Raw genomic sequence first — 23,081 nt, 5'->3', positions numbered from 1 at the left:
ACCTGGCAATGATTGCCGTCACGCAGTATCTCATAAGGTTCTGCGTGTTGGCGCCAATACTCCACTCCTACAAGCTAAGCCTGCAGATGTCGGAGCTATGGTTTGCCATGTTGGTGCTATCCACCGTGCTAATTGCCGCAGGTGGCTACGCAATAAACGACTACTTCGATACCAAAACCGACCAAATAAATCGCCCCGGCCGCGTGCTAGTCGGAAAAACCTTCAGCCGACAATTCGCCATTAAGATACACTTTGCGCTAAGCACCGCAGGCGCATTACTGGGCATCGCAACCGCATTTTACGTTGGCGAATGGAAATTATTCGTCATCTTCCCTTTGGTAAGCGCCATGCTTTGGTTCTACTCCACCACGTTTAAAGGACAGCTGCTAATTGGCAACATTATTATATCGGCATTAACGGCAATGGTGCCCATGATGGTGCTAATTTTCGAGGCCGAGAAGATTGCACAGACAGAAGCGGCCTTCGTAAACGCCAATCTGATCAGCTTTAATGTGGCAAACTACTGGGTAGCCGGGTTTGCGCTCTTTGCATTTATCACCAACTTTATTAGGGAGGTGGTAAAGGATATGGAGGATTACGAGGGCGACTCGGAAACCGGAAGAGTGACCGTCCCCATTGCATGGGGCATAAAAAATAGCCAAACAATCGTGGCCCTGCTCGCCTTTATCGAGGTAGCATTCATTGCGGTGATCTTTTACAGGCACCTAAAGTGGATTTCGGACCCTACGTTGTTCTGGATTTCGCTAGGATATGTAGCCGCAGCGCTAATCATTCCCTTTATGCTGCTATTAGCCCTAATATTGACGGCCAAAAGCAAAAAAGATTACACCAGAGCCAGCTTTGTAATCAAGCTGCTGATGCTCTCGGGGGTGCTGTACACGGTAATTTTTTACCTATCGTACACATCGCTGGTATAACCGTAAAAAGCAAGCTCCAAATAGCAGAAATTCCACCAGTAGGTGGCCCCGTAATGGGCACCGTGGTGGAATTTTCTTTTACAGCGCCTCCTTACATCCTACCATTGTCGCTGGCAACTACCATAAACGACAAAACAACAGGAAGCCGCAGCGCAGCAACCCCATCAGCCAATAAAAAAAGGTGAAGCCCGCTTTTCCTAAAGCGAAAAGTAAGCCCTGCAAGAAAAGCGGTAAATTATCAAAGAGAGCCAAGAACACCCCAGCTGCAAGGCACGACAAATAAAAACAGCTGGAGGCGACAGCCTCGCCAACCGATGCCATCACAAGTGGCACCAGCAAATCCGCACCCAGCACATCGCCGCAAAAATAAGAAACAGCGTAAAAATCAACCACCACCAAGCGCTAAACATAGCTTACCAACCATTCTGCAAAAGCAACGAATGACTTCCGCAAAGCCACGAATGACTTCCGCAAAGCCACGAATTGTTTCGCAAAGGCAACGAATGACAAAACAAAGGCAACGAATACTAAAACAAAGGGAACGAATGACAAAACAAAGGCAACGAATAGTAAAACAACGCTACTCAACAGCTAAACAAAGAAAACAAACAATAAAACAAAGCCGTTGATTAGCTAAACAAAAGCAACAAATAATAAAACAAAGCCAACGAATTAGCCCTAGCAACAGCCAAACAGCTTCTCAAATAGCACATCGAGCACTGCAAAGCGCTCGAAGAACGTCGCATGCAGCACGCAGAAAATGTCGCGCCGCTCTACTGGTTAATGGTAAGCAGGCAGAGCTGCACCTCCTTGTCCGAGCCGGTGTATTTTCCCCTATCGTCCGAAAGTTTTACGGTGGGGACAAAAGATTTTGCGCCATTGGGCTTCACCTCGAAGAGCTTTATAACAATGTTAAGCGGATTGACGCCCACATCGTTGCTTAGGTAGGTACCAATGCCGTAAACGTCGTGAATTCGGCCATTAACGTGCTCCTTTATCTGACGAACCTTCTCAACATTGAGCGAATCGCTGTAAACAATGGTCTTACTCTTCGGATCAATCTTCATGGCCTCGTAATGCTTAAGCGCCTTGTCGGTAAAAACGATAGGATCGCCGCTATCCCAGCGCACGCCGTCGAAAAGTTTCGAGTACTTCGATCCAAAATGCTGAAAGAAGTTGTCGGTAGTGAAGGTATCGGTTAACGCAATGCCCAGATGGCCCTGGTAAACGTCCACCCAGTTTTCGAGAGCAATGGAGTTGGCAATTCGGTAGCCAAACTGCGCGCCGTGATACATAAACCACTCGTGCGGATGGGTCCCAATAGGAGTAACGCCATGCTTGTAGGCTAAAAATAGGTTGCTGGTGCCCTTAAAGAAGGACCCCATGCCCTGCTTTAGCACGCCCACCACCCGATCTTGCACATCGAAGGAAAAACGGCGACGGGTTCCAAATTCGGAGACCTCGGCCTGCAAATCGGCAAAGGCTTTTGCCTTCGCAAGCGCCCTATCCTCCACCTCAATGGCCTTTTGGCCTGTCATAATAAAGAAGAGCTCGGAAACAATGGCCAGAAGCGGCACCTCCCAAAGAACGGTGCGGTACCAAAGCCCACGAATCTCGATATCCAAATCGCCATCTACCTGCGTAATCACCACCTCCGACGGATCGAAGCGAAATCCCTTTAAAAGATCGATGAAAACAGGCTCGAAAAAGTAGCATTTGCTGCGAAGGTAGCACTTAGCCTCGTCAGAAAGCGTCAGGTTGGCCATAGAATCGACCTCGGCCCTTAGCGCACGGTCAAAACCCTCCGGAAATTTGGTCTTCGCACGATTAACAAAGCGGTAAACCACCTCGGCATTCGGAAACTTCTTCTGAATGGCGTTCATGGTGGTAAATTTATATAGATCGTTGTCTAAAAATTCGGTAATAATCATTGTTTACAGGGTTAAGTCGTTAGACAATACGGAAACCATGCCCAGCGCATGCGCCTTCTGGTAAATTGGATCGGCAATGGTCTCGAAGGAGGGCACGTTGCTGGTACAATCGGCCAACAAAATGGTTTTGGAGATGACGGACGGAAAATCGGCCATTTGGCGGATGGTATTGGCCACGCAGTGCGACTTAGCCTCACCGGCAACCACAATACGATCGTAGCGCATGAGCTCGGCCAGCAAGGATTGGTTTAAGCAAGTCTCGGGGGCATCCTCTAAAGGGATGTTGGCCCTTAATGCTCCAAAATGTTCGGTAAGCGGATTAGCACCCTTGGCAAAAACCGAGTAGTATCGGCCATCGCGCGCCCAAGTGGCCAACGCGTCCATCAGCGCAGGAACAAACGCCGCGCCCTGGCTGCCAATCAGGCAGTGCTCGGGCCAAATTGTGTGCGGATACTCGCCCTGCAGCTCGAGCTGCTCGATGTAAATGCGCACCCGATCGGCCTCAAAGCGCGGCATCCATCGTCCCGAGGCGATATCCTGCGAAGAAATCCCCGTAAACGGAGCTGGCGAATGGCCCTGGGCATCCATCCAAAACGACGGATGCGAAATATCGAGCACGTGGTGCGAATCCTGCGTAAGAACCACCCCGTCAATCTGCGCGGAGTTCTTCTGGATAAACGCAACGAGGTTATCCACGTCGGCTTCGGCGTTAGGAACGTAAAGAGCCCCCTGTGGCGAGCAGAAATCGTTCTGCATATCGACGATAAAAAGCAACGTTTTCATTAAAGCAGCAGGTTACGGGTGATCAATCCTAAAAATTGACGCGCAATTTAGTAAAATATAAGGCGATGCTTCGCCGCAATACAAGCGCTCTATTAATCCAAATAGATTATTTTCAAAATTCCTTCAAATTATTTAAGAAAAAAGTTCACCGAGTCGTTCTTTTTGATAACTTTCGAGACGTCCAACCCCTCATTTTCCCCAAAAACGAGGGCGGCGTGTTTGAAATAACTAAAACATGTTCCTTATGAGAACGTACCAAACTAACGAAATTAAAAATGTTGTTTTGCTTGGGAACTCAGGTTCGGGCAAAACGACCATGGCGGAAGGGATGCTTTACGAAGGCAAAGTCATCGACCGTAGAGGTAGTATTGACGCCCAAAATACCGTATCAGATTACACAGAGGTGGAACATATTTACAAGCGTTCTATCTACTCTACGGTGCTCTTTACAGAATATCTCGACCACAAGCTAAACATCGTAGACACTCCCGGTTCCGACGACTTCTCGGGAGGAGTTTTTTCCGCCTTCCGTATTGCCGACACGGGCATAATGGTTATCAACGCCGTAAATGGTGTTGAAGTAGGCACGCAAATCTTCGGGCGCTACGCCGAGGAGAATGAGAAGCCGTTTATCCTTGCAGTTAACCAGCTCGACCACGACAAGGCGAACTGGGATAACACCATCGAGTCGCTACAAAAAACTTTTGGAAAGAAGGTAGTTATTATTCAGTACCCATTAACCACCGGAGCCGACTTCGACACTTTCATCGACGTGCTAACCATGAAAATGTACAAGCACGACGGCGATTCGGGCGTGGTACACGAATTACCAATCCCCGCCGATGAGGAAGATCGCGCCAACGAGCTGCACAACGCGCTCGTAGAGGCTGCCGCCGAGAACGACGACGCCCTAATGGAGATGTTCTTCGAAAAAGGAACGCTATCGGAAGAAGATATCCGCATCGGGTTACGAGCAGGAATCGCTCACCGCGACGTATTCCCTGTTCTTTGCCTTTCGGCCAAGAAGGATGTCGGAATTCGCCGTATGATGGAGTTTTTAATCAACAATACTCCTAGTCCAAACCAGAAACCAAAGCCAACCACCATAGATGGCACCGAAGTAGCCTTTGATGCTGCTGGTGCTCCTTGCCTATTTGTTTTCAAGACACAGATAGAGCAGCACTTGGGCGAAATCAGCTACTTCAAGGTAGTCTCCGGAAAAATTTCGGAGGGCATGGAGCTTATCAACAACAACAACGGAACAAGAGAGAAGATCTCGCAAATATTCGCAACTGCCGGAAAGAACCGCGTAAAGGTTCCCGAGTTGGTAGCTGGCGACGTAGGATGTACCGTGAAGCTCAAAAACACCAAAACCAGCCACACCCTTGCGGGCAACGGCAAAACTTGGGAATTTGCGCCTATGGCATTCCCCGAAGCAAAGTTCAGAACGGCAATCAGACCCAAGAACCAAGCCGACGAGGAGAAGCTCGGTGAGCTGCTAAACAAGGCCCACCAGGAAGATCCTACCATACTGGTAGAATACTCGAAGGAGCTAAAGCAAACCATCGTATCCGGACAAGGTGAACACCACCTTAACATCCTAAAGTGGCAGCTGGCAAATATCAACAAGCTCGAGATAGAGTTCTATCCGCCCAAAATTCCTTACAGGGAAACCATAACCAAAATAGCCAACGCCAGCTACCGCCACAAGAAGCAGTCGGGCGGTGCCGGACAGTTCGGAGAGGTGCACATCATCATCGAACCAATTGTGGAAGGCGTAGAGGCGCGCTCGAAGTTTAAGATCGACGGAAAAGAGCTTAACCTCAACCTTAAAGGTAAGGAGGTATACCCTCTCGACTGGGGCGGCCACCTCGAATTCTACAACTGCATTGTTGGCGGAGCAATCGACGCACGCTTCCTTCCTGCCATCCAAAAAGGAATAATGGAAAAGATGGAAGAAGGACCGCTTACTGGCTCCTACGCTCGCGACATCCGTGTTTACGTTTACGACGGTAAGATGCACCCGGTAGACTCCAACGAACTTTCGTTTAAGCTGGCAGGTCGCTACGCCTTTAAGGATGCCTTCAAGAACGCCGGACCAAAAATCATGGAGCCAATCTACAATGTCACCATCCTTGTCCCAGCCGAAAGAATGGGCGACGTGATGAGCGACTTGCAGAACCGCCGTGCCATGATCGAAGGAATGAGTTCGGCCAAGAGCTTCGAGAAAATTGTAGCTAAGGTACCTCTGTCCGAAATGCACAAGTACTCTACCACGCTCAGCTCGCTGACTAGCGGTAGCGCAACCTACTCCATGAAATTCTCTAGCTACGAGCAGGTTCCTTCCGAAGTGCAAGAAAAGCTGCTAAAGGCTTACGAGGCCGTTGCTGTAGAAGATTAATCCACGTATCCATACTAATCAAAGAAGGAGAGCTGCAAAGTTCTCCTTTCTTCATTCCTATAGCAAGGAAAAAATGCATTTTAATTAAATAAAAGACTATTTTCGCCTCACACAAAATGGAAAATACCATTAAAATGTGGCTTGAAAACTATTAGATAAACCATAACAACGTAATTAAAACAATGCAAGAAGAGGTAAGCAAGCATGTTCGAAAAATACACAGCGTTGCAAAATCAAAGAAGCTTTCTATCCGCAACAAGATCACGGATATTCTTATCGAGATTTTTATTATCGTATTTGCCGTAAGCCTTTCCATTTACCTCCACGGATGGAACGAGCACCGCAAGGAGCAAAAAGAGGTAAAGGTATTTCTTGCCAACCTAAAGGAAGACTTAGAAAAAGACATCAAGCTATTCGAAGATGATAAGAAAGAGTACAAAATGATTGACAGCATCTACAATAAGATGCTAGCGCTCACCCAAAAGGAGCTCGACGCCTACGACAAGCAAAACGGGAAGCTGCAATTTGCCATGCAAGCATTCTCCGACAAGTACAGTAGCGCCAGCTACGAGGGCTTCAAGTCGAGCAGCAAGCTGGGACTCATCGAAAACGAATCCCTTAAAAAACAAATCCTACTCTACTACCAAAACTACGCGCAAACCATACTAGAACTCGATCGATTCTACAATCAATCATCGTCCAACACCTTCGACCAGTTTATGCGTATGGCCTCAAAAAGCAACAAGGCAACATATCTCGATCCGGAGTTTAGAATGAGGATCAACTTCCTTCTATTTTTATCGCAAAACAACAAATCGCTGTACGACAAGTATGCCATAAATCCAGCAAAGAAAATAGTAAAGATGATAGACAAGGAGTTGGCCAACTAAAGCAGGTTATAATGATAATCATCTCCCAACGTTTAATCGTACGAGCGCTTACCTACGGGCAGGTCATCAAGTACCTCCAAAACGATGGATCTCTCGAAAAGGAGCTAACGCTAAACATAGCCCCCCGAAGCGTAGATCCTGAGCTTAGGGAGGCTGTAGAGTCGGTGCTGCTGCCAAACATTGCAGAGCTATGCACCGACGTTCTATACTCCACCATTTGGACTGTAATCGATACAGAAAAAAACGTAATGGTAGCCGACCTCTGCTTTTACGGAGAGCCCAACAAGAAGGGCAAAGTAGAAATTGGCTACGGAACCTATCCCCAATATCAGGGCAAAGGTTACATGACAGAGGCCGTAGGAATGATGGTTAGGTGGGCGGAAGGTCGCGAAGAGGTAAAGGTTATTAAAGCCAGAAACGAAAAAGAAAACGAAGCCTCCGCCAAGGTGCTCGAAAGAAACAACTTTAAAATAGTAGCCGAAACCGAAGATCTCTTTTACTGGGAGCGGGCTGTAAAATAGCACATGGTAATTTTTCGAATAAAAGGTGTAAAACTAACACAGGTTTACACCTCAAAAAAGGTGCTAAAAGCAAGTACAAAGCACCTTTAGGCATCTCTTTTTAATAAAGCAACACAGGTTAATATCAGTAAGTAATCAAAACCAGCATCTCTGGTATCAAACAGAACAGGCCCATGAATTTTTCTCTTAAAGCAGCCGCAACAATCCTCTTAGCCAGCTTCGCAAGTAGCATCTACGGTCAAAGCAAGCTCAACTCATCAAAATCAGAGCTAAAGTCGGAAAGAAGCTCTGGCAGGCAAAGCTACAGCTCATCCCACAGGCACGGATCGTACCGAGACGAATCCTTCGATCCGTTCTTCTTCGAAGCATTTATGTTCGTTACCTACTACTCCATGGTGGGCAACTACGCTGCAGAGGAGCATCTAGGCAACGATTTAACGCCGTATCCCTATTTTAATGGAACAGCGGGTAATTATCTCACGCTAGATGAATATACGGCACCTCCTAAGCCTGTAAGAATTGATGTAGACAACAAATTTATGATTGGAGACGACAACGTACTAGGAAACCGCCTAAACATAAGCCTCCGCCCATTCAAATACGCCTACCTACAAGCCGACTACCTGCAGCTGGCAGAAGTCTACAGCAACAGTTCAAAACTTTCGCGCCTCTCCGTATTCAACTTCGACTTCTGCTACGACCGCCTTCGCTTTAGCCAGTTTAACTTAGGCTGGACAATAGGTGTAACCTACGTAGCCAACGATGTAAATAGAGCCGGGTTCACTTTTGGACTCAACGCATCGGCCTTCCTTGGGGGCAACTTTAGCCTAAACGGCGTAACACGATGGAGCATTATAAACGCATGCAACGTAAATCAGTTTGATGTAAATTTAAAGTACCACTTCGGCTGGTTCTACACTTCGATAGGCTACGAAAATCTTAAGATAGCATCCCCATCCTACAACTTCCTAACTGTTGGATTTGGGTTATACTTATAAATCAAAACGTGTAATAGTTCTTTTAAAACCTATTGCACGGCATATCCCAAATAGTACATTTGCGATAGTAACCTAGTCCTAAAAGTATCTTTAAAGAGAAATACCATGAAAAGAACCTGCCTAATTTTAGTAACATTTGGTGTAGCATTAATGCTTACATCATGTTTTGTTCAACGTCCTATTTCAGAAGCACCTCCAGCAAACAACAAAACCTACGAGGTTAGCTACCTTTTCGAACATGACGGCTGCAAAGTATACCGTTTTTACGATCAGGGGCACTGGGTGTATTTCACCAACTGCAAAGGAGAAGTTACAAGCATAAAGGCAGATTCTACAGCCAGCAGGGTTGTTAATATCATTAAGACTCAACCTTAAAAAACAAAGCCTCCCTCAAGAATTATAGAGGGAGGCTTTGTTTCATTAGCTAAATAGCAGATAAGACTAAACAATAATAAAATCATGGCAGAGTTAGAGGTTAAAAAACATCTCAAAAAAATTATCGGTGTCATTAAACTCCCAAACAACGGAGGCTGGCTAAAAAAACTAGGAGCCATAGCAGTGGAAGTTGCGATTATCGTCTTCTCCTTAGTCCTAGCCAACGCGCTACATAATTACAGCCTAAGAAAACATCAAGAAGAGGAATGTAAAATTTTTCTACAAGGCCTTAAAGAAGATCTTAAAGCAGACATTAGCACTCTCAAAGAAAACATTCTCTTTTACAAAGAAGCAGATTCTAGCTACCGCTATCTTAACAATCTACCCTCCATTTCAGAATTGGATAAAGGAAGGCTAAACTACAGCTTATCTGGAATCAACATATCCTGCTCCTTTAGGCCACATAGCAGCAGATATGAAGGATTTAAATCGAGTGGGAAACTTCTCCAAATTGAAGACCAAAAACTTCTATACAACATACTACTGCTCTATCAGGAGAAGATACAAAACCTTGGCCTGTCTGAAAATGCATGGTTGTCATCTCACAACAGACTTATGAACTACCTAATGGAAGAAACGGACATCGATATTAACAACATCGAAACGGCAGTTGCCCATAAAATATTTAATCAAAGAAAGGTGAAGAACTACACCTCGGTGCTGATTCCATGGGATCAGCTACTAGAAAGGTATCAGGAGGTACTCACACTAGAGCAAACAATTATAAAACAAATAAACCAGCACTACCCAGAAAACGACAAATAGCCATAAAATAAAAAGAGAGAAGATTACTTCTCTCTTTTTATTTCGTTAGACTTATCTGCTAAACATTCCTTTAATTCTCTCGAAGAAATTTTTCTCAGCCTTATCTGGTTTTGGAACAAAGCTACTTGATGATTTCATCTTTTCAATCATCGCTTTCTCTTCGGATGTAACATTTTTGGGAACCCAAACATTCACGTAAACCAGAAGATCTCCTCGACCATAGCCATCCACATCAGGAATCCCTTTCCCTTTTAATCGAAAAACGCGTCCTGGTTGTGTTCCTGGATCTATTTTGATTCGAGCCTTACCATCTACGGTTGGAATTTCGGAATTGCCACCAAGCACCGCTTCTGGAAATCCTAAAAACAGCGTATACACCAAATCGTTACCATCACGAATTAGATCCTCATCCGGCTCCTCCTCGATCAGCACAAGCAAATCTCCATTCACACCACCACCACGAGCGGCATTACCTTTGCCCGAAACAGTTAGCTGCATTCCTTCGGACACACCTGCTGGAATACGGAATGAAACAACTTCCGAATCATTCACAACACCATTCCCACTACATGAAGAACAGGGTTTAGTTATAATCTTTCCAGCACCATTACAGGTTGGACACGTATTTTGTGTTTGGATACGTCCAAATATAGAGTTGGCAACACCTATAACGGTTCCGTTACCGTTACAAGTAGAACAAGTTGTAAAAGCGGTACCATTATCAGCACCGGTTCCATTACACGAGTTACACTTTACCTGCTTATTTAGCTTCAGCTTCTTTTCGACACCATGGGCAACTTCCTGCAAGTTCAGACGAACTTTAACACGAATATCGCCTCCTCTATTGGTACGGCGTCCTTGACTGCGACCAAACCCGCCAAATCCGCCAAAATGGCCACCAAAGATATCGCCAAACTGGGAGAAGATATCGTCCATAGACATTCCACCTCCGCCGAATCCGCCAAATCCACCACCAGCATCAGAAGAGCCAACTCCAGCATGACCAAACTGGTCGTAACGAGCACGCTTGTTCTCATCGCTAAGAACACCAAATGCCTCGGCAGCCTCCTTAAACTTTTCTTCAGCTTCCTTATTGCCCGGATTCTTATCGGGGTGAAACTTTATGGCCATCTTTCGATAAGCCTTTTTTAACTCCTCTTGGGTTGCATTTCGCGAAACACCAAGCACTTCGTAGAAATCTCTTTTTGCCATCGTCGGTTTATGACGCTTAATATTTACTATTCGCCTACTACAACTTTGGCGAAACGAATTACTTTGCCATTTAGGGTATATCCTTTTTGGATAACCTCAATCACTTTACCCTTTAGTTCGGGTGTTGGCGCCGGAAATTTGGTAATAGCCTCCTCGAAATCCGTATCAAAATCTTCATTCACACGGTCGATTGCCTCAACACCCTTTCCTTTTAAGGTAGACATAAACTTATCGTAAATAAGTTTAACGCCATCAAAGCCTGCGGTATCTTCCAATTTCTCAAGAGCTTGTAGGGCTCTTTCAAAATCGTCAACAACCCCTAGAATATCTTTTATTGTACTTTCGCCAGCCGTCTTTCTAAGCTCATCCATCTCATTGCGAGTGCGCTTTCTGTAGTTATCATACTCGGCGGTTAGGCGCAAATACTTGTCTTTCCACTCTGCAATAGTGGCATTCATGCGGTCAATCTCTTCAGACGTACTGTCAGCAGAAACATTCTCTTTTTCATCAGCCGCAACAGTATCTTCTGCCGCAACCTGCTGTTCTTGATTTTCCTTAACCTCCTCTGATTGTTGTTTTTCTATATCTTTCTCTGCTGTATGCTTCGATTTACTCATAATTGTGGATTTTTCTTTCTAACTAATGCCTGTTGTTTGCAAATTGCTTGCCACATCCTACTTTTATGACAGAATGTCGCAACTACAAGCCTTCCAACTTCTTTTACGCCCTATATTCCACGTGTTATATTAGCCCCAAGAGCATTCAACCTTAAATCTATATTTTGGTAGCCTCTATCTATCTGATCGATATTATGAATAACGCTAGTTCCATCAGCAGAAAGTGCTGCAATAAGTAGTGCAACCCCTGCACGAATATCGGGTGAAGTCATTACTGTAGGGCGCAACTTAATCTTGTTATCGTGGCCAATAACGGTTGCCCGATGCGGATCGCAAAGAATGATCTGAGCCCCCATATCGATTAACTTATCGACAAAAAACAAGCGGCTTTCAAACATTTTTTGATGAATAAGCACACTCCCTTTCGCTTGAGTAGCAATAACCAGAAAAACACTTAATAAATCGGGAGTTAACCCAGGCCAAGGCGCATCTGCAATGGTAAGTATCGAACCATCGATGAAAGTATCTATTTCGTAATGTTCTTGTGCTGGGATGTAGATATCATCGCCTCTCAGCTCCATCTTTATACCCATTCGTCGAAAACTTTCAGGTATAATACCCAGCTCTGGATAAGATACATCCTTTATCGTTATCTCACTTCCAGTCATTGCAGCAAGACCAATAAAGCTTCCTATTTCAATCATATCAGGTAGCAAGCGATGGGTTGTTCCTCCCAACGAATCAACACCCTCTATAGTCAATAGATTTGAGCCAATCCCAGAAATTTTAGCCCCCATTCTATTCAGCATCTTACAAAGCTGCTGTAGATATGGTTCGCAGGCTGCATTATAGATGGTTGTTGTGCCTTTAGCCAACGAGGCCGCCATCACAATATTCGCGGTTCCTGTCACGGATGCCTCATCCAAAAGCATATAAGTTCCTTTCAACTCCTCTGCCTCAACGGTAAAGAAGCTTTCACCTTTGTCAAAATTAAACTTGGCTCCTAACTTTTCAAAACCTAAAAAATGGGTATCTAACCTACGTCTTCCTATTTTGTCGCCTCCTGGACGAGGAATATACCCCTTTCCAAAGCGGGACAACAATGGTCCAACAATCATTATAGAACCTCTTAAACTAGAAGCATCCTTTTTAAAGTCTTCGCCTGACAAGTAGTCAAAATTGATATTCTTTGCTTCAAAGGAATAAGTAGACTCGTCAATTTTGTCTACAATCACCCCCATTTTGCTAAGCAGCTGTATCAGCTTAACAACATCAAGAATGTTAGGTATATTCGAAATGGTAACCTTTTCTGAAGTAAGCAAAACAGCGCTAATAACTTGAAGCGCTTCATTTTTTGCACCTTGAGGCGTAATTTCTCCCTTTAAAGGTTTTCCACCTTTTACTACAAAAGTGCTCATAACGTAAGATTTCGTAGGTTAATCAACTATTTTTTTCGGCCACCCTTTTGGTGCTTCCGCTTATTGTTATTAGAAGTATTTGAAGCATTGCTAGGCTTAAACTCTCTAGTATCCATCAACTTTGTCGTAAGGCTAAGCTGAATCTTCCCGCCCGAAAGCACCTTCAAATCTTTAATAATAGTTTCATCATTTACAGCATCCTTATTCCAAGTAAGATAAGCCTTCTTCATTTGGTTTGCTACAGATGTTATATAGAAGGTTTTTATCGGACCTTCCTCCATATCTGCAACATCCTTAACCATCTGCTCTATCACACGACCATAATGCTTTATCTTTATAGGATGCGAAGGATAGTCGATACGCTTGGGCGGCTCACTTATCGATTCTCGGCTAGGCTTGGGATACGGTGAATTAATATCAATTTTAAAATCAGAAATCACATGAAGGTGATCCCACAACTTATGCTTAAAATCATTAATATCACGCAGGTGTGGATTCAAATTTCCCATTACAGAAATCAAAATCCTTGCCATCCTATCCCTCTCTACAGGGTCGTCAATTTCGGAAACATAGTCAACCATTTTCTGAATATGGCGCCCATACTCGGGAAGGATTAACCTACTGCGCTGAGAGTTGTAGTCCTTAAATTCGTTCTCTTCTTTGCTATCGATTTGGCTCATAAATAATGTGCACGTAAATGTCGTAAGAAATAATGCATTCAAAATTTGCCATCAAAGGAAGTAGCTACGTGGCAATTAATCTATAGAATGTTGACCCACAAAAATGAGAAAAAAGTTTGATGAAAACACGGTTCTAGTTCTATTTTTAAATAAATCACAACAAATATTCTCACAATTAAAACTATAGCCCTAAAAAAGTGGCTTCGTACGCCCCTTAGACACTATTTATAAAAACCGCTTACAATATTCTGAAACCTTTGTATATTAGCATCATTAAATCAAAAGCGATGTCTGTAACTAGAGATAACAAGCCTCACATTGGCATTTACGGCCGCAGGAACAGCGGCAAAAGCACCCTAATCAACCTTCTTGCAGGACAGGAGGTAGCCATCGTATCCAACCATGCAGGAACCACCACTGATCCAGTAAAAAAATCAGTAGAAATACTAAACTTAGGCCCAGTTATTCTGGTAGATACGGCAGGCGTTGATGACGAAGGAGAGCTGGGATTAAAAAGGGTTAGCAAAACCCGAGAATCTATAAAAATGGTAGACCTGGCACTGCTAGTTATTGCGCACAACCAGTTTGGCGAACATGAAGAAGTGCTTATAAACGAATTCAATCGTAATGACATCCCCTTCATCATTGTCTTTAACATGGTAGATGCGACCCCGCCCTCCTCCGAACTTATCTCCTCTTTCAAGTATAAAAATCTTGCGTTTACAGAAATAAGCGCAATAAACGGGAACGGGTTTGACGAGCTGGTAAAAACCATAACTTCGCACATGCCTGAATCTGCGTATACCACACCGTCCATGTTTAAGGGAATTGTAAAGAAAAACGACATCGTCCTCCTAATAACCCCAATAGACACAGAAGCACCAGCAGGCCGCATGATACTTCCACAAGTACAAGCTATCAGAGACGTCCTAGACAACGACGCCATTGCCATTACATTAAAAGAAAATGCAGTAGAGCACTTCCTTGCCTCGCATAAAATAAAACCGGCCCTAGCAGTAACCGACAGCCAAATATTCGACAAAGCCGATAGGATGATCCCTCTAGACATCCCTCTAACATCCTTCAGCATCACCTTATCTAGACTAAAAGGCCCTTTTGACGAATACTTAAAAGGCACACCCAAAATTGGAACAATAAAGGAAGGAGATAGAATTTTGATCCTAGAAAGCTGCACGCACCACACCAGCTGCGATGATATCGGAAGATATAAAATACCTCGTTGGCTAAAAGAATTCTCTGGAAAGAATCCTGATTTTGACATAGTTGCAGGACTGAGCGCCATATCAAGACCCATTACAGATTACTCACTTATTATACAATGCGGAGGCTGCATGATAACTCGCAAACAAGTCTTCAACAGACTCCGGCCAGCCATCGAAGCTGGAATCCCTATCACCAACTACGGCATGGCTATCGCATATATGAAAGGCATTTTTAATAGAGCTGTGGCGCCCTTTAAACCGCTATAAATAGAAACGGGACTGCAATAATACAGTCCCGCTCTTCACTTTCTCCAAATTTAGATTTTAAAAGGCATCAGCAGGCTTAGCACCCCATAAGATGAGGCTGCAGAGCTATCGCCCTTAACCGCCAATTCCTTTATAAAACCATACACAATTAGAGCACAAACATATGCATCTCGCACGGCTACATACTCTAATATACCATTAGGATCAACTAAATCCCAATCAACTTTTCTAATGTTTTCAATACATATTTTGAACTCCTCCTTTTCGATATAAGGAGGAAACAGATTACTCGATGACGCGTGAAGGTAAACCATATCAATAAAGTAACGCAACTCACTTGTCATCAATAAATTCCTTTTCATCTGATTAAAAGCAGAACCATCTGTCTCACAGGATGCTATTACAGACACATCTGAACTAGATGTAGCGCAATTTAATTTGGCTGCAGAAGATATGTTATCACTCATAACGGCTGTTTTTCTACGATTAAAGAAACAAAAAATCAATGCTCGCTCGAAAAAAGTGACGCTTTATTAGTTAACTGGTCAAAAAAAGAGGATAAATGGTCGATACAGGCCGTTTTCTGGTCGTTTTTCCCAGTTTTATGAAAACAAAAAAGGCAGCGTTATGCTGCCTTTTTAGGGTGGAAGATCGGTCTCGAACCGACGACCCTCAGAACCACAATCTGATGCTCTAACCAACTGAGCTACATCCACCGTTTTGTAATTCGTGTGCAAAGATACGTTCTTTTTCTTTACTAGCAATACCTTCATTCTTTTTTTTCCGGCCATCCAGATTCAAAACGGCATTCAACAACTCTAATCGCTAAAAAAACAAACAAATAACACACGACAAAACAAATATTAAAACAACATCTTCATTCACCTATTCATTGCGCCCTTCCCCTTTTAAAGAGAAAAATACATATACAGCCAATAGGAATTGTGAAAGCCCTGTAAGGACGGCATAAGTTTTTACAATAAAAAGAACACCATGATCATGAAAAAGAAGAATCCAGCTGATTGACATAAATAAGTAAGCAAGCTGCCAAATGAGCATTACTCTATTCTTGCTATCCTGCAAAAACACCAAACCGACACATTTAGTACCAAAACTCAAAACAACCATCGGAGCCAAATAACGAGCAATAACACCTCCCAATATCCATCCATCCCCTAACACAAACTTAAATATAAGCGGACCGTAAAAAATCACAGGCAGGTAAAGCAGCAAACCAAGGAGCAATGCTAAGGCATATATTTGGAGATATAGCTTTCGTTCAGCTCCTTTTTTTTGATGCACTTTATAAAAAATGGTCCCCAAAAAAGAACTAAGCACATCCATCGGCGCACCTATAAGTTTTGAAGAACGGTCATATAAGCCTACAAATCCAGCTGAAAAATTAAAGGCAAGAACAAAAACAAGTAAGTTTGAAGACAGATTATTAAGCAACGAAAATGGCATCGAAAGAATCGGGAAATTCAAGTATTTAAGCAAATTCTGCTTAATTCCGCTAACGGTTACCGATCCGAGTAACTTCCTGTCTTTTTTAAAGACAGAAATCACACCCCAAAAGAAAAAGAGCAATTCCGAAACTACAAAACCAAACCACAAACCAGCACTTCCACTCGAATATGAATATCTAGGCAAACGAGTTCCATTTAAAACGATAGAATAAAATACCTTACCGGCAGAAATACTCCGGGAGCGCCTTCTCCGTGCTTCCCACATAACAAGTAATTGCCTAATAGAAAGAACAAAACCAACAACAGGAAGAATCCACACCAAACTTTCATAAATTGGCTCTTCAAAAAAAAGAGACAACCGACTGCGTTCAATATATATCGCAACCGCTACAAAAATTGACATGCAAAAAGAGAACACCACACCGCCCAGAGTAAGTTCCAACGCGTCGCTATTCTTCTTTGGCTGCAAAAGCGCATAATTAAAATTCCCTGTAACAGTTACAACAATAGCCTGAACGATGGCCAAATAAAGAGCGAACTCACCAAATTCCGCAGGGGTGTACAATCGAGATAAAATAGGCAATGCGGCTATATTTACCAACAAGGCAAGCCCTGTTCCTGTAAATAGCGAAACAATGCCTTTTTTAAAGTCAAACTTAACAAGATGTTGAAGTTCAGCCGCACTAACCATCCGTATTTTATTTAAAAGTAAATACAGTTCTCAACAACAAAGCTAATTAGAGCATTACGTTTATAAGTTATAGTTAATTCCTTATTTTTGTCAATTCAACGAAACGGAGATGCCAAATCACAAACTATGGAAAACAGCATTGCACTAGAACTCCTTTCCCTCATTCTAAAACACAAAAATGGCGAGGTTGTTGACAGCATGTTTAAGAAAGGGATTATATACAAGTTAAACTATGGGGTCTCAACTCATACCATAAAAAAAATCACAGCCCCATTTATTGGCAACCATGAACTCGCCGAAGAGCTTTTTGCACTAGACTATCGCGAGGCTAAACTTGCTGCCATATTCATTGAAACTCCAGAAAATGTTTCGGCAGAACAAATGAACCGTTGGGCTACAGATTTTATCAACAGCGAAATTGTAGAGCAAGCGGTTATGACTTTGTTTTGGAAAAGCAAATATGCGCTATTCAAAGCTACAGAATGGTCGTTAGGCGCTGATGTATTCTTACAAAAGGCCGGGTTGATGACAATTGCCAAAATAGCAGCAGAGAAGCCAACCATTAGAGATGAGATATTCGAGCCCTACTTTGACATTATCGAAAATGCCTCTACAACAAGTTCTCCGCATGTCAGAAATGCCGCAGCCTATGCTCTCCGTGAAATAGGGAAGCGCAATCGGAGCCTAAACGGTGCTGCCGTCAATTTGTCCGAAAGGCTAGCAAAAAGCGACAACTTTTCAGCAAAATGGATTGCAGAGGAAGTTACATGGATCCTTACAGACGAAGAGCTGCGTAAAAAATTATCTTAGGCACGCGAATTGCTGGAAAAAACAAACTCGATTATAATTTAAAACTAAAGAATATGTTCAATTCATCGAATCCGGTCTTTGGACGCAATATTTTCGAAAACACCGCCAGAGATTTCACCTCATCGAATACCATGACTGTGAAAGGAACCATGGGAAAAGCCCTGCTAATGCTAGCATTGGTTGTTCTGGGTGCTTCTTATACATGGAAGATGTTTTTTGGTCTCGAAACGACAAACGCAGCCATGGGCTGGATGATTGGTGGGGCTATCGGAGGTCTAGTTACAGGACTAATCATTTCATTTGTCCCCAAAACAGCCAGCTGGCTATCGCCAATCTACTCTATCTTGCAGGGACTATTCCTAGGCGCCATATCTGCAGTTTTCGAAGCTCAGTTTCACGGAATTGTAATTAATGCTGTAGGACTAACACTTGCCGTTGCATTCCTCCTATTCTTCATTTATAGGACAGGAATTATAAAGGTTACGGATAAGTTACGAGTTGGAATTATTGCAGCAACAGGAGCAATAGCGCTATTTTATTTAATAACATGGATTGTTAGCCTATTTGGAGGCAACACCAGCTTTATGATGGACAGCAGCGCACTAAGCATTGGAATTAGCGTTGTAATCGTAATTGTGGCAGCTCTAAACCTACTTTTAGATTTTGATTTCATTCAAAAAGGAGAGCAAGCAGGTGCACCAAAGTACATGGAATGGTATGGCGCATTTGGACTAATGGTAACCCTAATCTGGCTTTACCTTGAAATACTAAAACTTTTAGCAAAACTTTCACGTAGGGACTAGCATTAAACCATTCTACTAAGGCAAAAAACGAGCTTCTTTTCGAGATAAAACAAAACAGCCATTAATTGTTTTGTTATTTGGAAATAAGTATATAACTTTGCAAGCCGTTAGAAAAGACAGAGAAGAGTAAAAAAGATTTATACAATGAAACAAGGTATCCATCCTGAGAACTACCGCGTTGTGGCATTCAAAGACATGTCAAACGAGCAGGTATTTTTGACTAAGTCAACTATCAACACAAAAGAAACCATCGAAATTGATGGTGTAGAGTACCCACTTTACAAACTTGAAATTTCGAGCGCATCTCACCCCTTCTTTACCGGAAAGATGAAGCTTATCGATACTGCTGGTCGCGTAGATAAGTTCATGAACCGTTACAAGAAGCACTACGACAACAAGAAGTAGTATTTACTCTATACGTCAAAAAAGCTCCGCTCGCGGGGCTTTTTTTGTTTACCTTTGTCTCTAAGTTTTGAAAATATGGGAATTATTCTATTTGACGACAACTCTTGGCAAACACTTAAGCCTCTTTCTTTTACTCGTCCTGTGGCGAATATCCGAATAGGGATTCTTACCATTCAAGAAAAATGGGAACTACATCTTAGCAGTCCAACATCATCGTATCTAACGCAAGAGTACCTTTCAAAAAAGTATGTCCCAGTAGTGGAAGAAGAAAATCTGCTGGTTAATGGGTCTATACTGCCATCTGCGTCACTAGTTAGTACCATCAAAACACTCGAACTTGGACAGATCCTTACCAAGGGAAACATTGTTATTGCTGCAAAATGCACTAAAAGTCAAGCCTCCAATTTCAAATTTGACCAAACTCACGAATTTCAACCTAAGACTTTTGATGGCGAAATTTCAAAAATCACCCATCCTTGGGATATTTTCGCGTTAAATAGCCAGGAGATACAGGCAGATTTCCAACTTCTGACAAAAGGCAGAACAAGCGCAGCAATATGCCCATCTAACAAAGTAATTGGCAACAACATTTTTGTTGAAGAAGGCGCAACAATAACCTGTGCTACATTAAACAGCACTACAGGTCCAATTTACGTTGGGAAATCTACAGAAATAATGGAAGGCTCTTTAATTCGCGGCCCTTTTGCTCTTTGCGATGGCTCTAGCGTCAAAATGGGAGCTAAAATATATGGAGGCACAACTATAGGGCCACACTCCAAAGTTGGAGGAGAGATATCTGAAAGTGTCATCCTAGGCTACTCCAATAAAGCTCACGACGGATATCTAGGAAACTCCGTAATAGGAGAATGGTGCAACCTTGGAGCCAACACCAACATTTCAAATCTTAAAAATAACTTCGCGCTAGTAAAGGTGTGGAGCTACTCCCAAAAACGATTTATTCAAACAGGTCTTCAATTTTGCGGCATCATAATGGGAGATTATAGCAAAAGTGGCATAAATTCCATGTTCAGCACAGGAACTTCAATTGGTGTTTGCACCAACTTTTTTGGTTCTGGATTCCCTCGTAACATAATACCATCCTTTGCATGGGGTGGAACCCAAGGATTTATCACGTACAAGAAATGCAACTTCCTGCCAGCAATTAGCGCTACCTTAGCACGCCGAAAAAGGGAACTCACCGATGAAGACAAGGAGATATTAGACTCCATTTTTGAAATGACAAAATCCGATCGTTCCTTTTAAGTTTGGCATGGTGATTGACCTTGTTAATACCATCAAATAAAAGCATCGCATTACAGACAAATTGTCAGCAACCGTAATAACACGATATGAGTAACAAAATAGATATATCGCTCGAAAGTTTGCTGCTTTCAAGCGCAACCGAAGATAACAATGAGTTCATTCCGTTTATCGCAAACGATAGCGAAATGCAAATAGAAAGCGCCGATATCCCTTCACCTCTGCCAATTTTGGCGTTGAGAAATGCAGTCCTATTTCCTGGAGTTGTAATACCAATTAGCGTTGGTCGCGAAAAATCACTAAAACTTGTTCGCGAGCAGTACACTAAAGACAAGCTGGTTGGAGCCATTTCTCAAATTGACGCAAAAGTTGAAGATCCGGAATTTGAAGATCTATACAAAATTGGAACAATTGGGCAGATCATCAAGATTCTTGAAATGCCAGACGGTAGTACGACCGTTATTTTACAAGGAGTTAAGCGATTTGTTCTAAACGAGCTAGTGCAACAATCTCCATACTTACTAGGAAATATAACTCCGGTAGAGGAATCTAAACCAGAACCTCCTGCGACTGATTACGATGCCATTGTAAGCTCCGTAAAAGACCTTGCACTTAAAGTCATAAAGCTATCGCCCAATATTCCCAACGAAGCTTCTTTTGCAATAAAGAATATAGACAATCCCCATTTTTTAGTGAACTTCATTTGTTCCAACTCCGATTTTCAAAATGAGGATAAGCAAAGATTGCTAGAAATAAACGCGCTAAAAGAGCGCGCCCTGACGCTACTTCAGTACCTCTCTAAGGAGGTTAAAATGATCGAACTAAAAAATGACATTCAGGCAAAAGTTAAGTTCGACCTAGATCAACAGCAGCGAGAATACTTCCTTCATCAGCAGATGAAAACCATCCAAGATGAGCTGGGAGGTAGCCCAACAGATCAGGAGATAGAAGATCTAAGGATGCGAGCCGAAACCAAAAAGTGGAACGCAGAAGTACAAGCGCATTTCGACAAAGAGATTGCAAAAATTGAGCGCATGAACCCTGCCGTTGGGGAGTATTCGATCCAGTTGAACTACCTCCAACTTATGCTCGATTTACCATGGAACGAATATTCGAAAGACAATTTTGATCTAAAACGAGCTAAAAAGGTACTTGATGAAGATCATTTTGGCTTAGATCAAGTCAAGGAACGAATTTTAGAACATCTTGCCGTTTTAAAACTTAAAAAAGATTTAAAATCTCCCATAATATGCCTTTACGGACCTCCTGGAGTTGGAAAAACCTCACTAGGAAAATCCGTAGCCAAGGCGCTAGGCCGCGAATATGGCAGAATTTCACTGGGAGGCTTGCACGACGAAGCAGAAATAAGAGGTCATAGAAAAACCTACATAGGAGCAATGCCCGGTCGCATTATCCAAACAATAAAAAAATCCAAGTATGCCAATCCTGTCATTATTCTTGACGAGATTGACAAAATAGGGAAAGATTTCCATGGAGATCCTGCATCTGCATTACTCGAAGTTCTTGATCCTGAACAAAATTTTTCGTTTCACGACAACTACTTAGAAGTCGATTTTGATCTTTCTAAAGTGCTATTTATTACAACGGCCAACAACATTGGAACCATTGCACCAGCACTCCGAGATAGGATGGAAATGATTGAAGTTAGCGGATATCTTGCTGAAGAAAAGTACGAGATAACCAAGCAGCACCTTATCCCTCGACAACTTGAAGCGCACGGAGTGGAAAAATCGCAGGTGAAATTCCCTAAAAAGGTGGTTGAAACAATAATCGATGAATACACTCGCGAATCTGGAGTTCGATCTTTAGATAAAACCATCGCAAAGGTTGTTCGTAACGTGGCTAAGCATATTGCATTCGAAGAGGAGTACAACACAACCCTTTCTGTTGAGGATATCAGAAAAATACTAGGTGCATCCCGATTCCAGAAAGACCTATACCAAGGAAACGAGTTTGCAGGTGTCGTTACCGGACTAGCCTGGACAGAAGTTGGGGGAGAGATTCTTTTCATAGAGACAAGCCTAAGCCCAGGAAAAGGAGGGTTAACTCTAACAGGAAACCTTGGCGATGTGATGAAAGAATCCGCGGTTATTGCACTTGAGTACATCAAATCGCACAGCAACGAGTTGGGCATTAACCCCGAAATCTTCGAAAAATGGAATATACACATTCACGTACCTGAAGGTGCAATTCCTAAAGACGGCCCATCGGCAGGTATAACCATGTCCGTTGCTCTGGCATCCGCCTTTACCCAACGTAAGGTGCGCAAATCGCTAGCAATGACTGGCGAAATTACCCTTAGAGGAAAAATACTTGCAGTTGGTGGCATAAAAGAAAAAATACTTGCGGCCAAACGAGCAGGAATTACCGACATCATGCTTTCTGTCGAAAACAGAAAAGACATAGATGAAATTAAGGATGAGTACATTAAAGGATTAACCTTCCACTATATGGAAACGATTGATGAAGCGCTAGAGTTTGCACTTATCAACGAACAAGTAAAAAAACCTAAAAAGTTGGATTAGCCGCTAGGCTTAAAAAAATAG

Annotated in this window: 22 protein-coding genes and 1 tRNA gene; 13 read left to right on the top strand and 10 right to left on the bottom strand. The window is 42.9% G+C overall.

All coding sequences use genetic code 11. The features are described from left to right. The first annotated feature begins 8 nt into the window (after positions 1 to 8). A complete protein-coding gene (locus tag L990_RS09540; protein WP_052180886.1) occupies positions 9 to 938 on the top strand; it encodes a geranylgeranylglycerol-phosphate geranylgeranyltransferase in 930 nt (309 codons plus the stop codon). A gap of 117 nt (positions 939 to 1,055) precedes the next feature. Here L990_RS09540 and L990_RS19975 read toward each other — a convergent pair whose 3' ends face one another. The 3 genes from L990_RS19975 to L990_RS09530 all read right to left on the bottom strand — a co-directional run bounded on the left by L990_RS19975 (position 1,056) and on the right by L990_RS09530 (position 3,652). Then, positions 1,056 to 1,337 carry a hypothetical protein gene (locus tag L990_RS19975; protein WP_156121481.1) on the bottom strand — a complete coding sequence of 94 codons (282 nt, stop codon included), beginning with the start codon at positions 1,335 to 1,337 and terminating at the stop codon, positions 1,056 to 1,058. 374 nt (positions 1,338 to 1,711) lie between these two features. Continuing rightward, positions 1,712 to 2,869 (bottom strand): nicotinate phosphoribosyltransferase, encoded by a 1,158-nt coding sequence (pncB, locus tag L990_RS09535; protein WP_047448077.1) that lies wholly within the window; start codon positions 2,867 to 2,869, stop codon positions 1,712 to 1,714. A 3-nt stretch (positions 2,870 to 2,872) separates the two neighbouring features. Further along, complete coding sequence (locus L990_RS09530) at positions 2,873 to 3,652, bottom strand: isochorismatase family protein (RefSeq protein WP_047448075.1); 780 nt, start codon at positions 3,650 to 3,652, stop codon at positions 2,873 to 2,875. Between the two features lie 244 nt (positions 3,653 to 3,896). Here L990_RS09530 and L990_RS09520 point away from each other — a divergent pair, with 244 nt between their 5' ends. The 6 genes from L990_RS09520 to L990_RS09495 all read left to right on the top strand — a co-directional run bounded on the left by L990_RS09520 (position 3,897) and on the right by L990_RS09495 (position 9,662). Continuing rightward, positions 3,897 to 6,053 carry an elongation factor G gene (locus tag L990_RS09520; protein ID WP_047448071.1) on the top strand — a complete coding sequence of 719 codons (2,157 nt, stop codon included), beginning with the start codon at positions 3,897 to 3,899 and terminating at the stop codon, positions 6,051 to 6,053. A 182-nt stretch (positions 6,054 to 6,235) separates the two neighbouring features. Then, positions 6,236 to 6,943: a DUF6090 family protein gene (locus tag L990_RS09515; RefSeq protein ID WP_047448065.1), complete on the top strand. Its 708-nt coding sequence runs from the start codon at positions 6,236 to 6,238 to the stop codon at positions 6,941 to 6,943. An 11-nt stretch (positions 6,944 to 6,954) separates the two neighbouring features. After that, the gene (locus L990_RS09510) at positions 6,955 to 7,464 is read left to right on the top strand and encodes a GNAT family N-acetyltransferase (protein ID WP_052180885.1); all 510 of its coding nucleotides are present in this window, start codon (positions 6,955 to 6,957) and stop codon (positions 7,462 to 7,464) included. Between the two features lie 173 nt (positions 7,465 to 7,637). Then, positions 7,638 to 8,462, top strand: a complete 825-nt coding sequence (locus L990_RS09505; RefSeq protein ID WP_047448062.1) for a hypothetical protein — start codon at positions 7,638 to 7,640, stop codon at positions 8,460 to 8,462. Between the two features lie 105 nt (positions 8,463 to 8,567). Then, positions 8,568 to 8,837, top strand: coding sequence for a DUF4884 domain-containing protein (locus L990_RS09500; RefSeq protein ID WP_047448059.1), 270 nt, complete (start codon positions 8,568 to 8,570; stop codon positions 8,835 to 8,837). Positions 8,838 to 8,921: 84 nt separating this feature from the next. Further along, positions 8,922 to 9,662 carry a DUF6090 family protein gene (locus L990_RS09495; RefSeq protein WP_047448054.1) on the top strand — a complete coding sequence of 247 codons (741 nt, stop codon included), beginning with the start codon at positions 8,922 to 8,924 and terminating at the stop codon, positions 9,660 to 9,662. Positions 9,663 to 9,713: 51 nt separating this feature from the next. On the opposite strand, the gene dnaJ is transcribed toward L990_RS09495, so the two are convergent. The 4 genes from dnaJ to L990_RS09475 all read right to left on the bottom strand — a co-directional run bounded on the left by dnaJ (position 9,714) and on the right by L990_RS09475 (position 13,589). Beyond that, a complete protein-coding gene (gene dnaJ / locus L990_RS09490) occupies positions 9,714 to 10,874 on the bottom strand; it encodes a molecular chaperone DnaJ (RefSeq protein ID WP_047448048.1) in 1,161 nt (386 codons plus the stop codon). 26 nt (positions 10,875 to 10,900) lie between these two features. Then, complete coding sequence (locus L990_RS09485) at positions 10,901 to 11,491, bottom strand: nucleotide exchange factor GrpE (protein ID WP_047448045.1); 591 nt, start codon at positions 11,489 to 11,491, stop codon at positions 10,901 to 10,903. Positions 11,492 to 11,601: 110 nt separating this feature from the next. Then, the gene (gene murA, locus L990_RS09480) at positions 11,602 to 12,909 is read right to left on the bottom strand and encodes a UDP-N-acetylglucosamine 1-carboxyvinyltransferase (RefSeq protein ID WP_047448038.1); all 1,308 of its coding nucleotides are present in this window, start codon (positions 12,907 to 12,909) and stop codon (positions 11,602 to 11,604) included. A gap of 26 nt (positions 12,910 to 12,935) precedes the next feature. Then, positions 12,936 to 13,589, bottom strand: coding sequence for a DUF4290 domain-containing protein (locus tag L990_RS09475; RefSeq protein ID WP_052180884.1), 654 nt, complete (start codon positions 13,587 to 13,589; stop codon positions 12,936 to 12,938). A gap of 287 nt (positions 13,590 to 13,876) precedes the next feature. Here L990_RS09475 and hydF point away from each other — a divergent pair, with 287 nt between their 5' ends. Continuing rightward, entirely contained in the window at positions 13,877 to 15,079 is a 1,203-nt protein-coding gene (gene hydF, locus L990_RS09470) for a [FeFe] hydrogenase H-cluster maturation GTPase HydF (RefSeq protein WP_047448033.1), read from the top strand. Positions 15,080 to 15,129: 50 nt separating this feature from the next. Here the strand turns inward: hydF and L990_RS09465 are convergent, their stop codons facing one another. From L990_RS09465 to L990_RS09455, 3 genes are all read right to left on the bottom strand, one after another. Beyond that, positions 15,130 to 15,546, bottom strand: a complete 417-nt coding sequence (locus tag L990_RS09465; protein ID WP_047448030.1) for a hypothetical protein — start codon at positions 15,544 to 15,546, stop codon at positions 15,130 to 15,132. Between the two features lie 174 nt (positions 15,547 to 15,720). After that, positions 15,721 to 15,796: transfer RNA gene (locus tag L990_RS09460), tRNA-His, on the bottom strand. Between the two features lie 168 nt (positions 15,797 to 15,964). Next, positions 15,965 to 17,236, bottom strand: coding sequence for a lipopolysaccharide biosynthesis protein (locus tag L990_RS09455; protein WP_047448028.1), 1,272 nt, complete (start codon positions 17,234 to 17,236; stop codon positions 15,965 to 15,967). 126 nt (positions 17,237 to 17,362) lie between these two features. Here L990_RS09455 and L990_RS09450 point away from each other — a divergent pair, with 126 nt between their 5' ends. From L990_RS09450 to lon, 5 genes are all read left to right on the top strand, one after another. Beyond that, positions 17,363 to 18,046, top strand: coding sequence for a DNA alkylation repair protein (locus L990_RS09450; protein WP_047448026.1), 684 nt, complete (start codon positions 17,363 to 17,365; stop codon positions 18,044 to 18,046). A 53-nt stretch (positions 18,047 to 18,099) separates the two neighbouring features. Continuing rightward, the gene (locus tag L990_RS09445) at positions 18,100 to 18,849 is read left to right on the top strand and encodes a Bax inhibitor-1/YccA family protein (protein WP_047448024.1); all 750 of its coding nucleotides are present in this window, start codon (positions 18,100 to 18,102) and stop codon (positions 18,847 to 18,849) included. A gap of 144 nt (positions 18,850 to 18,993) precedes the next feature. Continuing rightward, positions 18,994 to 19,254: a type B 50S ribosomal protein L31 gene (locus L990_RS09440; RefSeq protein ID WP_047448021.1), complete on the top strand. Its 261-nt coding sequence runs from the start codon at positions 18,994 to 18,996 to the stop codon at positions 19,252 to 19,254. Between the two features lie 75 nt (positions 19,255 to 19,329). Continuing rightward, positions 19,330 to 20,517 carry a putative sugar nucleotidyl transferase gene (locus L990_RS09435; protein WP_047448018.1) on the top strand — a complete coding sequence of 396 codons (1,188 nt, stop codon included), beginning with the start codon at positions 19,330 to 19,332 and terminating at the stop codon, positions 20,515 to 20,517. An 86-nt stretch (positions 20,518 to 20,603) separates the two neighbouring features. Further along, positions 20,604 to 23,060 carry an endopeptidase La gene (lon, locus tag L990_RS09430; protein ID WP_047448016.1) on the top strand — a complete coding sequence of 819 codons (2,457 nt, stop codon included), beginning with the start codon at positions 20,604 to 20,606 and terminating at the stop codon, positions 23,058 to 23,060. Positions 23,061 to 23,081 lie beyond the last annotated feature (21 nt).

Origin of the sequence: Alistipes sp. ZOR0009 (assembly GCF_000798815.1) — a bacterium.
Classification (GTDB): domain Bacteria; phylum Bacteroidota; class Bacteroidia; order Bacteroidales; family ZOR0009; genus Acetobacteroides.
The sequence above is the reverse complement of the archived record's forward strand: the minus strand, read 5'-3'. Positions and strand labels throughout refer to the sequence as shown.

Excerpts from the sequence above, each read along its gene's own strand:
- L990_RS09540 (WP_052180886.1), top strand. The coding sequence starts at position 9 with ATGATTGCCGTCACGCAGTATCTCATAAGGTTCTGCGTGTTGGCGCCA.
- pncB (WP_047448077.1), bottom strand. The coding sequence starts at position 2,869 with ATGATTATTACCGAATTTTTAGACAACGATCTATATAAATTTACCACC.
- L990_RS09530 (WP_047448075.1), bottom strand. The coding sequence starts at position 3,652 with ATGAAAACGTTGCTTTTTATCGTCGATATGCAGAACGATTTCTGCTCG.
- L990_RS09520 (WP_047448071.1), top strand. The coding sequence starts at position 3,897 with ATGAGAACGTACCAAACTAACGAAATTAAAAATGTTGTTTTGCTTGGG.
- L990_RS09515 (WP_047448065.1), top strand. The coding sequence starts at position 6,236 with ATGCAAGAAGAGGTAAGCAAGCATGTTCGAAAAATACACAGCGTTGCA.
- L990_RS09510 (WP_052180885.1), top strand. The coding sequence starts at position 6,955 with ATGATAATCATCTCCCAACGTTTAATCGTACGAGCGCTTACCTACGGG.
- L990_RS09505 (WP_047448062.1), top strand. The coding sequence starts at position 7,638 with ATGAATTTTTCTCTTAAAGCAGCCGCAACAATCCTCTTAGCCAGCTTC.
- L990_RS09500 (WP_047448059.1), top strand. The coding sequence starts at position 8,568 with ATGAAAAGAACCTGCCTAATTTTAGTAACATTTGGTGTAGCATTAATG.
- L990_RS09495 (WP_047448054.1), top strand. The coding sequence starts at position 8,922 with ATGGCAGAGTTAGAGGTTAAAAAACATCTCAAAAAAATTATCGGTGTC.
- dnaJ (WP_047448048.1), bottom strand. The coding sequence starts at position 10,874 with ATGGCAAAAAGAGATTTCTACGAAGTGCTTGGTGTTTCGCGAAATGCA.
- L990_RS09485 (WP_047448045.1), bottom strand. The coding sequence starts at position 11,491 with ATGAGTAAATCGAAGCATACAGCAGAGAAAGATATAGAAAAACAACAA.
- murA (WP_047448038.1), bottom strand. The coding sequence starts at position 12,909 with ATGAGCACTTTTGTAGTAAAAGGTGGAAAACCTTTAAAGGGAGAAATT.
- L990_RS09475 (WP_052180884.1), bottom strand. The coding sequence starts at position 13,589 with ATGAGCCAAATCGATAGCAAAGAAGAGAACGAATTTAAGGACTACAAC.
- hydF (WP_047448033.1), top strand. The coding sequence starts at position 13,877 with ATGTCTGTAACTAGAGATAACAAGCCTCACATTGGCATTTACGGCCGC.
- L990_RS09465 (WP_047448030.1), bottom strand. The coding sequence starts at position 15,546 with ATGAGTGATAACATATCTTCTGCAGCCAAATTAAATTGCGCTACATCT.
- L990_RS09455 (WP_047448028.1), bottom strand. The coding sequence starts at position 17,236 with ATGGTTAGTGCGGCTGAACTTCAACATCTTGTTAAGTTTGACTTTAAA.
- L990_RS09450 (WP_047448026.1), top strand. The coding sequence starts at position 17,363 with ATGGAAAACAGCATTGCACTAGAACTCCTTTCCCTCATTCTAAAACAC.
- L990_RS09445 (WP_047448024.1), top strand. The coding sequence starts at position 18,100 with ATGTTCAATTCATCGAATCCGGTCTTTGGACGCAATATTTTCGAAAAC.
- L990_RS09440 (WP_047448021.1), top strand. The coding sequence starts at position 18,994 with ATGAAACAAGGTATCCATCCTGAGAACTACCGCGTTGTGGCATTCAAA.
- L990_RS09435 (WP_047448018.1), top strand. The coding sequence starts at position 19,330 with ATGGGAATTATTCTATTTGACGACAACTCTTGGCAAACACTTAAGCCT.
- lon (WP_047448016.1), top strand. The coding sequence starts at position 20,604 with ATGAGTAACAAAATAGATATATCGCTCGAAAGTTTGCTGCTTTCAAGC.